Origin of the sequence: Polynucleobacter sp. 71A-WALBACH (genome assembly GCF_018882365.1) — a bacterium.
Taxonomy (GTDB): Bacteria; Pseudomonadota; Gammaproteobacteria; order Burkholderiales; family Burkholderiaceae; genus Polynucleobacter.
Genome location: NZ_JACVOP010000001.1, coordinates 1,021,642 through 1,035,321, shown reverse-complemented (window position 1 = coordinate 1,035,321; position 13,680 = coordinate 1,021,642). Strand labels below are relative to the sequence as shown.

The window sequence follows — 13,680 nt, the reverse complement described above, 5'->3', positions numbered from 1 at the left end:
ACTTCTTTACTGCCATTAGCTGGTGTATTGCTGACGCAGAATATTCTTTTGAACCTTGCCCATTGCATTGCGAGGTAAGTCAGCAACAATCTCCAAACGCTTTGGAATCTTGAAATTCGCAATTTGCGTTTTGAGTGTGGCGATCATTGCTTGCGCATCTAATTTAGCACCCGCTTTTGGCACGACTACCGCCATTACCGCTTCACCAAAATCTGGATGCGGAATACCAATCACAGCACTTTCGTCTACGCCATCCATGTCATCAATAAAACTCTCAATTTCTTTTGGATAGACGTTATACCCACCAGAAATAATCAGATCCTTGCTACGGCCAACAATACAGAGGTAATCCTTAGGCGCTTTACCGCCATTAGCATCCCCACCCCAACGACCAACGTCACCGGTTTTAAACCAACCGTCTTTAGTAAATTCTTCTGCGGTTTTTTCAGGCATGCGCCAGTAGCCCTTGAAGATATTTGGACCCTTAACTTGGATGCTGCCGATTTCATTAACGCCACAAGGCTTGTTATTTTCATTGACAACGCGAACCTTGACGCCTGGTAAAGGCAAGCCAACCGATCCACCTACACGACTACCTTTGTACGGATTGGAAACTAACATCACGGTCTCACTCATGCCGTAACGCTCAAGGATTGGCTGACCAATCACTTCTTTAAACGTATTAAATGTTTCAGTAAGCAATGGAGCCGATCCAGAAACAAATAGCCGCATATTGCGCGTGACATGCTTATTAAAGTTTTTGTCTGCAAGGAGGCGCACATAGAATGTTGGTACACCCATCATCACAGTGGAATTCGGCATGTGATGAATTAATTGCGCGGTATCTAAGCGTGGCAACCAAATCATTTTGCTACCATTAATTAAGGCGCCATGTGCAGCCACAAATAATCCATGAACGTGGAAGATTGGAAGTGCGTGCAATAAGACGTCGCCTTTTTTCCACCCCCAAAACTTCTGCAGTACTTGTGCATTACTTCCCAAGTTCTTATGGGTCAGCATTGCACCTTTACTACGACCAGTAGTTCCAGAGGTATACAAAATAGCTGCCAAATCATCATCTTTAACAGCAACGGTTTTGAACTTATCGCTTTGACCAGCGGCACGCTCTAATAAAGTGCCCTTACGATCCTCATCCAAAGTGAAGACATGTTTAGTGCCCGCTTTAAAAGCAACTTTAGATACCCAAGAGAAATTCTTGCTACTGCAAACCACGACTGCGGGCTCTGCATTCTCTAAGAAGTATTGAATTTCTGCCGCTTGATAGGCAGTGTTTAGAGGCAAATAAACATAGCCCGCTTTGATGGTGGCCAGATACAAAAAAAGTGCTTCTGGCGATTTCTCAACCTGCGCCGCAATACGAGATCCCGCTGGTAACTTGAGACTCTTCAGCAGGTTGGCCATCTTGGCAGTAGCGCGCTCTAGATCACTCCAGGAATAATAAAGTCCATCGTGAGTTTCCAATGCACATGCTTGCTTATCTTTTGGAAAACCTTTTTCCAATAAGGAATATAAATTCATTCGAGCCTCAAATCAAAACCAGTAAATTAAATCAAATTGTTAATCAAGCTTTGCGCCAGAGGCTTTAGCCACTGCAGCCCAACGCTTGATATCTGCGGATACAAATTTGCCAAAGGCATCCCCGGTAAGATTAGGGGTATCTGAACCATTGTTAGTCCAGATAGTTTTGAGTTCAGGAGTATTGATTGCCTTTTGTACCTCGACAATCATCCTATCAACGATAGGCTGTGGCGTTCCTTTTGGCGCAAATAGGCCATACCAAGTAGACACTTCATATCCCACTAAACCAGCCTCAGCAGCGGTGGGAACATTTGGGAACCCTGGTGCACGTTTTTGTGATGCCACTGCCAACGCCACGATGGATCCATTTTTGATCTGCGCAGCTGATGAGCCTAGGCCGTCAAACTCCACATCCACCTGTCCAGCGATCAAATCTTGCATGGCTGGGCCAGCACCGCGATAAGGAATATGAGTAATGAAAGTCTTGGAAAGCATCTTAAATTGCTCGCCAGCTAAGTGATGCGAAGAGCCATTACCAGCACTGGCGTAGTTGAACTTACCTGGGTTCTTTTTCAAGAGCTCAATAAATTCTTTTAAATTCTTAACTTGAACATTCTTAGGGTTCACCACAATCACTTGGGGTGGGTTAGCAATCATCGCTACAGGAACAAAACTTTTCTCAATGTCGTAATCCAAGTTGGGGTACATAGAGGGGGCGATCGCATGATGGGCGGCGCCAACAAAAAAGCTATAACCATCCGGAGCTGCTTTTGCAGCAAGAGATGCACCTAAGGTACCGCCTGCCCCACCGCGGTTATCGATGATGATTTGCTTACCTAACTGCTTTGTCAGTTGCGCAGCTAATGGTCGGGCGAACGCATCAGTGCCACCGCCGGCAGGAAAAGGCACAACAAAGGTAATAGGCTTATTTGGCCACTCTTGAGCCATTACGACAAGCGGAGCAGCGCAAATGAGAAATAGTGCTTTTTTCAAAGCGCCTAATGAGAATGCGGAAATTCTAGTTTGATTAAACATTGTTGTCTCCTGTATTTTTACCAACTATTGCGTTGGTTTATTTTTGCAACTAATTTTCAACCCCTCATTCTAAGGGGACTTACACTTTTAAGCGGAAGTTGGCCTCAGCATTAATCCTAGGGCGCCATTAGGCGACCCACAGCCCTGGAATACACAATCTCTCCATTTGCAAAGCGCTCATGGTTGTCCTCCACGCTTCCCAGGTCATACAGGTAATTCACCATAAGGCCGGCAGACTGGCGTAATCCCTTACGCGATAAATCACCCGCCCAATTAACTAGATGTAACTTGGCACCATTACCTAAATGAAACTTCGCTACTGGATTGCCATCGCGCCCAGTTGAGGCCAAACCCAAATACATACTCGCCAAACTCAATAAAGCTGCTTTTTCTTTTTCAGAGGCTAAATCTGGATGCCACCCACCCGCTAATCGCTCGCTCCAAGATTGACTCTCCAGTTTTAATGCCGCCAAAGCAGCATCTCTTGCCACCTTGAGGTTCGGCTTCAATCTTTCTGCGGGGACACCCTCACCCAAATTCGCGCCTGCGGCAACCCAATCCATCAACCCTGGAATTGGTGACAAAGTCACAAACGTTTTTATTCCTGGGAATTCAGCATGTAATTGTTCCGCTACCCGTTTAATTAAAAAGTTACCCATGGATACGCCACGAAGGCCGGGTTCACAATTGCTAATAGAGTAAAAAACGGCAACCTTATATTGAGATGGCTGATCTACTGTCTCAGCTTTTTTATCAACCAATGGTGTTATCACCGTTGGGATCTCGGGTAAGAGCGCAACCTCCACAAAGATCAGTGGCTCACTAGGAAGCTGCGGATGAAAGAATGCAAAACAACGACGATCAGGCTGGAGGCGACGACGCAAGTCATCCCATCCATCAATGGCGTGAACCGCTTCATGCTGAATGAGCTTCTCAAGCACCTCTGCTGGTGACTTCCAATCGACTCTATGCATCTTGAGGAAGCCCGGATTAAACCAAGAAGACAGCAGGTGGCGCATGTCGAAATCCACAGCAGCCAATTCTGGTTTTTTATCTAGGAGCTGCAATAAGTCACGGCGCATTTGCACTACCGCCGCAGTACCTTGACTGGCGCGATTGAGGCGACGAAAAAATTCTTGACGAGGAGACTCGGCAGCCTTTTGCAGCTGGATGTAATTGCGCGCACTGGAGTCGGCTACAAAATTTTGCGCCGCCTTGAGCACTAAGTCCGCTTGGGGATTGAGCTTCTCAAATAGAAGATTAAAAAATGAGACGTGTTGATCTTTCGCTAATTTACGATAGTTGTTGACCACATCATCGGCCATGCTGAGTGCGTTTGATTCACCCCGCTCGGATATCAAACGCTTAATAGCGTTATTTGCCTTAGACAAATTTCGAGCTTTGGTTAACTTCTCTAGCATGGGCTTCTCTCGGAAAAGACTAAGAATTAAGAATGTTGTAGTAAGACCAATTTAATACTTGAAACATGCACAATCAATTAATCAAATGAGAATAACATTAACTTTAGGTTAATGATTTTTGAAGAACACTACTTAAGCTCCAACATTTTGCGCTGCAACATACGGGCTTCAGCCGCTAAAGCCAAAATATTTGAATTCAATTCGTTAGCCTGAAGATATATCAAGGCGATACGCTGGGTGACCGTATATTTTGGCAGCAAAGGAGTAAAGACAATTGCATCACCCATAAGTGCTTTTACCCTTCCCGGCAAAAGTGTTTTACCAAGATCGCCAGAAACCATGTTCATGAGAGAAAAAATATCGCCCACCTTCATCACTACATTTGGCTTAATTCCAGCTAACTGGAAGGCATCATAAAAACCAGAAGTGGTGGCAAACCCCTCTTGAAGAGTAATGAATTTTTCACTCTGATACAGGGACAAATCAATACTGGCGTCTTTGGGTTTATTTTTTTGCGAGGAGGCAAAGAAAAGCTGATCATCAAATAAAGGGACTACCTGTAAGCCATCTGGCAATTTTCCTGAGGGTGTTGCGATTACAACCGCATCAATTGCACCTTCAGATAATTTTTTCATCAACTCTTCGTTAGAACCAAGATGCAAATCAATATCCAAATCCGGTCTACGAATTTTAGTCCCCATAATTATCCGCGGGATAATGTTTGCAGTTAGCGAGTACATTGAGCCCAAGCGTATTTGTCCACTCTCAAGCCCTGCTTTAGATCTTGTTTTTTTAAGAATGTGCTCCATATCCTCAAGCAATTCAACACCCATCTCCGCTAAATAAATTGCAGCTGGCAGCGACTTTAATTGACGCCCCTCTTTTACAAATAAAGGGCAGCCAACCCCACCCTCTAGTGAGTGGAGTGCCTTATGAATGCTTACTGAACTGAGACCTAATTCCTCACCGGTTTTGGAGAGGCTTCCTGTTCTAACAAATGAGCAGAGAATTTCAAGCTTGCGAAGAGTGACATCAGTATTTAACATGCGTCCCAACCCTTTTAGTCACGACTTAAGGCGACTTAGATCTAAAAATAGTGAGGAGATAAATACCGAAAATGATCATGGGCACAGAAAGCCACTGCCCCATCGACAGGCCAAGACCCAAGAGGCCCAAGAAAGCATCAGGCTCGCGAGCAAATTCCGCCAAGAAACGGCAAAGCCCGTAGCCCAATAAAAACAAGCCAGAAATTTGTCCAACCCTACGGGGTTTACTGGAATAGATCCAAAGGATGATCCCCAGGCAAATACCCTCACCAAAGAGCTGGTAGATCTGAGAAGGGTGGCGGGGAATAGAGTCAACCATTGGGAACACCATAGCCCAAGGTAAATCAGTCGGCCTCCCCCACAGCTCACCATTAATGAAATTACCCAAGCGGCCAAATGCTAGGCCAAACGGAACCAGTGGCGCAACTAAATCGCTGACTACAAAGAAAGATACTTTGCGACGATAAGCAAACCAGAGCAATGCCGCCAAGACTCCCAAAAGGCCGCCATGAAAAGACATGCCGCCCTCCCAAATCTTAAAAATACTCAAAGGGTGAGAAAAATAGTAAGCCGGCATATAGAACAAGGTGTAGCCCAAACGCCCACCAAGCACCACACCCAAAACACCGGCAAATAAAAGATCTTCGAGGTCTTTGTATGACCAACCCAAGGATTGGTATCGGGCAGTGCGTATGCGCAGACGGCCCAATAACAAAAATTGGGCAAAGGCCAAGAGATACATCAAGCCATACCAATGAATGGCAAATGAGCCAATACGAATTGCAGCAGGATCAAATTCTGGATGAATCAGCATGCTTGGAGACGAGTAATGGTCATGGTTTAGATTGATCGAAGTTATGCAACTCGTGGCCTAAGTCACGATAGGCTTTATATCGCTCACGACCGGCAAGGCGCTCTGCCTCATTGATAGTAACGACCTCAACAACGCGAGGGAAACGCGCCAGCAACCCTGGAACATCTGATGGCATGCGCATTCCCAAGTGAATCAGAACATCCGCATGAGGGAGTCCAGATAATGCGGGAGATAAGAAGTTGTCTGTTAGCAAGATGGGTGTGTCGATTGCAGCCTCATCCTCAATAAAGCAATGCGGTAAGAAATCGACAGCACTAAATGTCCATAAAATCTCATCCAACTTTTTGAGATCCGCCTTCTCACCGACCATCACGATATGACGTACAGACTCGCCAGCGGGTGTCGCACTCCAGATCTTGCGCGTTAAGCGACAAGCGTATTCCAGCTTGTCGTTAACGTTACTATGAAAATCAATACGAGCCATAAATACCGTCTTTCGCTTTTACTTTTGCTCTAGCAAGTAATTCACGAGTAAGGGGACTGGGCGTCCAGTGGAACCTTTAGCAGCTCCACTCTTCCAAGCAGTGCCTGCGATATCTAAGTGAGCCCATTTATATTTTTCGGTAAAGCGCGATAAGAAGCAGGCAGCGGTAACACTTCCTGCTGGACGACCGCCAATATTAGCTACATCAGCAAAGTTGGACTTGAGTTGCTCATGATAAGCAGCATCTAAGGGCAAGCGCCATACGGTATCCAAAGAAGCATGGCCTGCCTTAGTGAGTGCGCTGACTAAACCCTCATCATCGGAGAACACGCCACTATGCACATGGCCCAATGCAATGATGCAAGCGCCAGTCAAGGTAGCAACATCAATTACAGCCTTAGGCTTGAAGCGCTCAACGTAAGTTAAGGCATCACATAAAATTAAACGACCCTCTGCATCTGTATTCAGAATTTCGATAGTTTGTCCCGACATACTCTTCACGATGTCACCAGGACGAGTAGCTTGACCAGATGGCATATTTTCACAAGTAGGAATGACGCCGATGACATTCTTTTTCAATTTCATTAAGGCAGTTGCATACATCGTGCCAATAACAGATGCAGCGCCACACATGTCGTACTTCATCTCATCCATGGCGTCACCAGGCTTCAAGGAAATACCGCCGGTATCAAAGGTAATACCTTTACCCACCAACACAATCGGAGCCTCACCTGCTTTGCCACCTTGGTGACGCATCACAATAAATTGTGGTGGCGTATCTGAGCCCTTAGCGACAGATAAAAATGAACCCATACCTAACGCTTCGATTTGCTTACGACCTAGAACCTCGACCTTTAGCCCCGTCTTCTTACTAAGGCCCTGAGCTGCCTTACCCAAGTAAGTCGGAGTACAAATATTCGGAGGCAAATTACCCAAGTCTTTGGCTAAATTCATACCCTCAACCATTGCCGCGCCTTCTGGTACTGCGGCCTTTAATTCTTTAGCGCAAGCGTCATTGCCTGCAAAGATCAGGCGAGTAAAAGTATCGGCTTTATCTTTAGCTTTGAATTTCATTGTGGGTTGACGAACGCCAAATCGATACGCCTGATCACCGGCATACTGAATTGTTAAACGAACCTCTTCAGCAATAAAGTCAGCACGATGCCCCAGAGCAAAACTGGGAATGAACCACAAGGCGCTTTGGATGGACCCACCGCTTAACTCCTTTAATGCAGCGCGAGCAATCTTGGAATAGGAATTAAGGCTACGTGCGCTAGCAGGGGTGATATCACCCAAAGACACCAAGAGAATCCGTTTTACCTTTACACCAGCTGTAGTCCAGAATTTTTCAGCACGAATCAGGCAGGTAGAAGCTGGCTGAGCATCGAGATCGCCTACTAGATTTGCATGAGTGACCGAGCTGCCAAGCAAGCGATCCAACTCAACCAAAAGTCCAGACTTGGATTTGCTGGCCTCTAAAGCGTCTAAATCTGCCTTTGAGTAGGCTAAAACTAGGCAATCAGAGCTCTGAGCCAATAGGATGGCCAGACTTGCCTTAAGCTGCTTAGGGTTATTCAGATCGGCTTGCGCGAAAATCTTGGTACTAAATTGAATAGTCATAATGTCTTACGGTATTTTTAAGTCAATTTGAGGGGGAAAATAGCTGTTTATCCATTATCCTCCGAGATGCAGGTTCACATCTTGAGTGGGCCAATAACAGTCAATTCATTATCTATTCATGATTTTTCACCAAGCCCTTCGCCGCGAACTCAGTTTTACGACTGGTGGCGTTTTTTTAGTCTTGGTCACCATCATGATTACCACCCTAGTCATCCGAATTCTGGGGTTTGCGGCAAATGGCGCTGTAAATCCAGAGGATGCCTTAGTACTCATAGCGCTAGCCACTCTGGGCTATATGGCCGTACTGCTGACTGTTTCCCTATTTGTGGCTGTCTTAATTGTGCTGGTGCGTTGGTATAAAGATTCCGAAATGATTGTTTGGTTTGCAAGCGGTCTTAGTATTGCCAACCTGATTCGACCAATTCTGCGGTTTGCGACACCCCTCATCATCATCATCGCCCTACTAGCCCTTTTTGTTTGGCCTTGGGCTAATCGCGAATCTACCCTGATTAGCCAAAGATTTCAGCAGCGTAGCGATGTTTCTATGGTTGCCGCAGGCCAATTTAGAGAGTCAGCTAAAGCAGAGCGTGTATTTTTTATTGAAGAGTTAGATGTTGATAAAAGTGAAGTTAAAAACATCTTTGCTGCTGAAACTAAAAATGGTCGACTGAGCGTTGCTGTTGCCTCAACTGGATTTATTGAAAATACAGAGGGTGGCGGAAAATCGATTGTTTTAAATAATGGTCGACGGTATGAGGGCTTGCCTACTCAGCCTGACTTTAGGATCCTAGAATTTACTGAATATCTTACTAATATCCATAGCAAAGAGGTTCTGGAGCCACCACCGCGTGATCGAGAAAAAACAGTGGCAGAGCTTCTGAATACAAGCGAGCCTTGGCTCATCAACGCTAATCGGGCAGAACTGCTTTGGCGCATTGGCTTGCCTTTGATGGCACTGGGCTTAGTCTTGATTGCCATCCCCTTGGCTTATGTAAACCCACGCCTCGGCAACTATACGGCCATGTTCTATGCGGTACTGATATATCTCATCTACAGTAATTTATTAAACCTTACCCAGAACTTTGTTTCACAAGGAAAGGTAAATGTATTTGCAGCTGCATGGCCTATACATGCCCTTGCCTTCGGCATTGCTTTTTTACTCATACGCAATCGTATCAACCCCTCGTTGAAATGGTGGCGCCGCCAATTACCCTCATTTCTGGCTAATAGATGAAATATCTATTTCCATACATCTTTGAGCGCTATTTAGCTAGGCAAATTTATGCCGCCTTTGGCTTCATCCTATTTGCCTTAGTGGCACTGTTTTTATTTTTTGACATCTTGAGCGAGCTTGGTTCGGTTAAGGGTCAATACACCTTGCCATTAGCGCTGCTGCATGTTTTATTAAAAGCGCCAAGTCGTATATCCGAGATCATTCCAATTGCTGGCCTAATTGGAAGTATTTACGTGTTTGCAATGTTGGCAAGTCAGTCAGAGTTCACTATCTTGCGTATTGCTGGATTAGATATGCGCAGGGGTCTAACTACATTGGTCAAAATTTCATTACCCCTAGTTGTGTTGACGCTCATCATGAGTGAGTGGCTTGGGCCTTACACCGAAAATTTGTCAGAGCAAATTCGAATGAAGGCGCTAGGATCATCCTATAGCTCGCAATTTAAAACTGGGGTATGGGTAAAAGATCGCTTGCGCGATGAGGATGGCAGCGGGCCAATCAGGCCAGGAGTTCGCTATGTCAACGTTGGCAAAATTGAACAAGATAATGAAATTAAAAATATTCGCATGTATGAATTTGATGATGCGTATCGCTTGCTCTCCATTCGGAGTGCGGCATCTGGACGCTTTGATCATTCGGGAACTTGGATTTTGGATGACGTCACCGAAACTCGCTTTAGAGAAACCAAGCAGTCTGATCCACTAAATCCCGTCTATTCAGCGCAGACTTTTGTGCATCCGATTGTCAGCCTGAACTCTGAAGTCACTCCTCAAATTTTGAGTGTGCTTTTAGTTAGTCCTGAAAAAATGTCGATCTTTAGCTTAGGTCGATTCATTTCTCACTTAAGGGATAACAAGCAAGATGCACAGCGTCACTCCATTGCGTTCTGGAAAAAAGTAATCTATCCATTTACGATCTTTGTGATGCTGGCCTTAGCTCTGCCATTTGCCTATCTCAAGGTACGCGCTGGTAGTGTCGGTATCAAGGTATTCGGCGGCATCATGCTGGGGATGAGTTTTCAGCTATTTAACTCCCTGTTTTCAAATGTTGGCCTTTTAGGCTCTTGGCCAGCACTTCTTACTGCTCTAACTCCACCATTGCTGTACTTCATTCTGGCAATTGTGGGTTTGCGCTGGGTATCTAGAGCTTAATACCTCAAAATCATATAGAATCTAATTCCTATATCGCAGTTGATATAAAGAATGGGATCCCTATGAATCTGCACCAATTTCGCTTTGTACGCGAAGCTGTAAGACAGAACTTCAATCTGACTTCAGCCGCTAAGGCGCTCTTTACCTCCCAGCCGGGGGTCTCCAAGGCCATTATTGAGCTTGAAGATGAGCTAGGTGTGGAAATTTTTCGACGCCATGGCAAACGTATCCGCTCGCTTACTGAGCCAGGTAAACGCATCCTCACCTCAGTTGAGCGCATTTTGGATGAAGTAGAGACTTTAAGAAGAGTAGGCAAAGACTTTGCTAGCCAAGATCAGGGTAACTTTGTCATTGCTACCACCCATACGCAGGCTCGTTATGCCCTACCTAAAGTACTGACTGAGTTTACCAAGCGCTTTCCAAAGGTTCGGGTCAGTATTCAGCAAGGAAGTCCAGGTCAAATTGCAGAACTGCTAATTCATGATCGTGCTGATATCGCCATTGCAACTGAAGGAATTGCCAATACCCCTGGTGTACTGGCACTTCCAGGCTACCAATGGCATCACGTCATCATGGTGCCCTTAAGCCACCCACTTCTGAACCAATCAACAGTTACCTTAGAAGAAATTGCGAAGTACCCACTCATCACCTATGACAAAGCGTTTGCGGGTCGTAGCAAGATTGATGCCGCTTTTGCACAACGTAATCTCAACCCCGATATTATTTTGGAAGCGATTGATGCGGACGTGATTAAGACATACGTAGAAACGGGGATGGGCGTAGGGATTGTCGCTGGATTAGCCTATGACGCAGATCGAGATCGTAATCTTCGAGTGATTCCGGTGGGACACTTATTCGGCAACAACGTGACCCATTTGGGCGTTAAGCAAGGCGCTTACTTACGCTCTTTTGTCTACACCTTCATCGAACTATTCTCACCAACGCTCACCAAGAAAATTGTTGAGCAAGCCATGAATAGCGAATCAGAAACTTACGAGATCTAGATTTAGAGCATCTCTGGGCGTGGATAACAGCCTAATAGAGATGGTGCCCCGGGGCGGACTTGAACCGCCACGCCTTGCGGCACCGGATTTTGAGTCCGGCACGTCTACCAATTCCATCACCGGGGCAGGTGTTTGCAGTGGAAAAACTGCATTGAAGCAAACTAAGAGGTGAGAGTGTAACAAAAAAGTTGCCCTACCCCCATTCTTGGTCTGAGAAGCCCTTAAAATGAGGTCTTCAAGCCACATTAATCAAAAGGACTTACCCGTATGGCCGGCCATTCGAAATGGGCCAATATTCAGCACCGCAAAGGACGTCAAGACGAAAAGCGCGGCAAGATTTGGACCAAACTCATCAAAGAAATCACGGTTGCAGCCAAATTAGGCGGCGGCGATATCGCCACAAACCCACGTTTACGCCTAGCAATTGATAAGGCTAAAGATGCCAACATGCCTAATGACAACGTTCAGCGGGCAATTCAGCGCGGCACAGGCTCACTAGAAGGTGTTAATTACGAAGAAATTCGTTATGAAGGTTACGGCTTCAACGGAGCCGCCATCATCGTCGATTGCTTAACTGATAACCGCACCCGTACCGTTGCTGAAGTGCGCCATGCATTTGCAAAAAATGGTGGGAATATGGGGGCCGAAGGTTCCGTTGCGTTCATGTTCAAACACTGCGGACAAATGCTATTTGCACCAGGCACAAATGAAGATCAGCTCATGGAGATCGCACTTGATGCAGGCGCAGAAGATGTTATTGCCCATGAAGATGGATCATTCGAGGTGCTTACACCAGTGCCCGATTTTTCTAAAGTGCAAGATGCCCTCTCTCAAGCAGGTTTAAAAGCAGAGCTTGCTACAGTAACAATGCGCCCAGAAACTGAGACTGAGCTCGAAGGCGAGCAAGCTGAAAGCATGCAAAAACTGTTAGATGCACTCGAGAATCTTGACGATGTTCAAGAGGTATTTACCAATGCATCTTTGTAATCAGCCAGCCTTACAAATTCCACTCATCAACCTATTTCTTAGCTCCTTATGAAAATTCTTTTAGTTGGATCTGGCGGCCGCGAACATGCATTAGCATGGAAGCTAGCCCAATCCCCACATGTACAAACTGTATATGTAGCACCTGGCAATGGCGGTACCGCCACTGCTAAACAAGCTACAGCCGGCATTAAAAATCTCCCCATCTCAGATCTTCAAGAGCTTGCAGACTTTGCCAAGCGAGAAAATATTCATCTCACAGTAGTCGGTCCTGAGGCTCCTTTGGCAGCGGGGATCGTGGATGTATTCCGCAACCATGGTTTGCGCATCTTCGGCCCAACCCAATTAGCCGCTCAACTCGAGTCCTCTAAAGATTTTTCCAAAGCGTTTATGAAACGCCACGGCATCCCAACGGCGGAGTATCAGACTTTTTCAAATGCCTTAGAGGCACATGCATACATTGATGCTAAGGGTGCACCTATCGTTATTAAGGCTGATGGTCTGGCTGCTGGCAAAGGCGTGGTGGTAGCAATGGATCTTGCAGAAGCCCATGCAGCTGTCGACATGATGCTCGCTGACAATAAATTAGGTAACGCAGGTGCCCGCGTAGTGATTGAAGAGTTTCTGACTGGCGAAGAAGCTAGTTTCATCGTGCTCGTGGATGGCAAACATGTTTTGGCGCTAGCTACTAGTCAAGATCACAAACGTTTACTCGATGCCGATCAGGGCCCCAATACAGGCGGCATGGGCGCTTACTCCCCCGCCCCAGTGGTTACTCCAGAAATTCATGCGCGCGCTTTACGTGAAGTCATCATGCCTACCGTGAAGGGCATGGAGGCAGACGGCATTCCTTACACTGGCTTCCTCTATGCGGGCCTCATGATTTCTCCAGATGGCAAGATTAAGACCTTGGAATTTAACTGCCGTATGGGCGACCCAGAAACACAACCCATCATGGCGCGTCTGCGCAGTGATTTAGTCGATGCCTTAGATCATGCAGTTGACGGCACGCTGAACGAAGTGGACTTAGACTGGGATCGTCGCACTGCATTGGGTGTAGTGCTCGCGGCACATAACTATCCCGACACTCCTCGTAATGGCGATGTCATTACTGGCATTCCAGCCGATACTGAAGATCAAATGACCTTTCATGCTGGCACCAAACTGCAAGATGGTAAGTTACTCACCTCAGGTGGTCGAGTCATGTGCGTTGTAGGTCTATCAGATACAGTTCGCGGCGCACAACAAAAAGCATATGAAGCTATTTCCAAAATCCAGTTTGATGGCATGCAATATCGCAAAGATATTGGCTATCGCGCAGTGAAATAATCCCAACTACGAAGAAATT

Annotated in this window: 12 protein-coding genes and 1 tRNA gene; 5 read left to right on the top strand and 8 right to left on the bottom strand. The window is 46.1% G+C overall.

Translation table 11 applies throughout. The features are described from left to right. Positions 1–15: 15 nt before the first annotated feature. The 7 genes from ICN42_RS05385 to ICN42_RS05355 form a co-directional block, all read right to left on the bottom strand. Complete coding sequence (locus ICN42_RS05385; protein WP_216251981.1) at positions 16–1,539, bottom strand: malonyl-CoA synthase; 1,524 nt, start codon at positions 1,537–1,539, stop codon at positions 16–18. A gap of 39 nt (positions 1,540–1,578) precedes the next feature. Next, the gene (locus ICN42_RS05380; RefSeq protein WP_216251978.1) at positions 1,579–2,574 is read right to left on the bottom strand and encodes a tripartite tricarboxylate transporter substrate binding protein; all 996 of its coding nucleotides are present in this window, start codon (positions 2,572–2,574) and stop codon (positions 1,579–1,581) included. A 116-nt stretch (positions 2,575–2,690) separates the two neighbouring features. Continuing rightward, positions 2,691–3,995, bottom strand: a complete 1,305-nt coding sequence (locus tag ICN42_RS05375; protein ID WP_216251975.1) for a malonyl-CoA decarboxylase — start codon at positions 3,993–3,995, stop codon at positions 2,691–2,693. A gap of 128 nt (positions 3,996–4,123) precedes the next feature. Continuing rightward, on the bottom strand, positions 4,124–5,041 hold the full coding sequence (locus ICN42_RS05370; protein WP_216251973.1) for a LysR family transcriptional regulator: 918 nt from the start codon (positions 5,039–5,041) through the stop codon (positions 4,124–4,126). 25 nt (positions 5,042–5,066) lie between these two features. Next, complete coding sequence (gene lgt / locus ICN42_RS05365; RefSeq protein WP_216251969.1) at positions 5,067–5,855, bottom strand: prolipoprotein diacylglyceryl transferase; 789 nt, start codon at positions 5,853–5,855, stop codon at positions 5,067–5,069. A 19-nt stretch (positions 5,856–5,874) separates the two neighbouring features. Next, entirely contained in the window at positions 5,875–6,339 is a 465-nt protein-coding gene (locus tag ICN42_RS05360) for a DNA polymerase III subunit chi (RefSeq protein WP_216251966.1), read from the bottom strand. 18 nt (positions 6,340–6,357) lie between these two features. Further along, positions 6,358–7,953 (bottom strand): leucyl aminopeptidase, encoded by a 1,596-nt coding sequence (locus tag ICN42_RS05355; protein ID WP_370626016.1) that lies wholly within the window; start codon positions 7,951–7,953, stop codon positions 6,358–6,360. Between the two features lie 124 nt (positions 7,954–8,077). Between ICN42_RS05355 and lptF the strand changes: the two genes are divergently transcribed. The 3 genes from lptF to ICN42_RS05340 all read left to right on the top strand — a co-directional run bounded on the left by lptF (position 8,078) and on the right by ICN42_RS05340 (position 11,348). Further along, positions 8,078–9,193 carry an LPS export ABC transporter permease LptF gene (gene lptF, locus ICN42_RS05350; protein WP_216251958.1) on the top strand — a complete coding sequence of 372 codons (1,116 nt, stop codon included), beginning with the start codon at positions 8,078–8,080 and terminating at the stop codon, positions 9,191–9,193. Continuing rightward, the gene (gene lptG, locus ICN42_RS05345; RefSeq protein ID WP_216251953.1) at positions 9,190–10,344 is read left to right on the top strand and encodes an LPS export ABC transporter permease LptG; all 1,155 of its coding nucleotides are present in this window, start codon (positions 9,190–9,192) and stop codon (positions 10,342–10,344) included. The genes lptF and lptG overlap by 4 nt, the downstream gene beginning before the upstream one ends. A gap of 62 nt (positions 10,345–10,406) precedes the next feature. Further along, entirely contained in the window at positions 10,407–11,348 is a 942-nt protein-coding gene (locus ICN42_RS05340; protein ID WP_216251950.1) for a CysB family HTH-type transcriptional regulator, read from the top strand. Between the two features lie 41 nt (positions 11,349–11,389). Here ICN42_RS05340 and ICN42_RS05335 read toward each other — a convergent pair. Then, positions 11,390–11,474, bottom strand: a tRNA-Leu gene (locus ICN42_RS05335). 141 nt (positions 11,475–11,615) lie between these two features. Between ICN42_RS05335 and ICN42_RS05330 the strand changes: the two genes are divergently transcribed. Further along, entirely contained in the window at positions 11,616–12,335 is a 720-nt protein-coding gene (locus ICN42_RS05330; protein ID WP_216251946.1) for a YebC/PmpR family DNA-binding transcriptional regulator, read from the top strand. 48 nt (positions 12,336–12,383) lie between these two features. Then, complete coding sequence (purD, locus tag ICN42_RS05325) at positions 12,384–13,661, top strand: phosphoribosylamine--glycine ligase (protein WP_216251943.1); 1,278 nt, start codon at positions 12,384–12,386, stop codon at positions 13,659–13,661. Positions 13,662–13,680 lie beyond the last annotated feature (19 nt).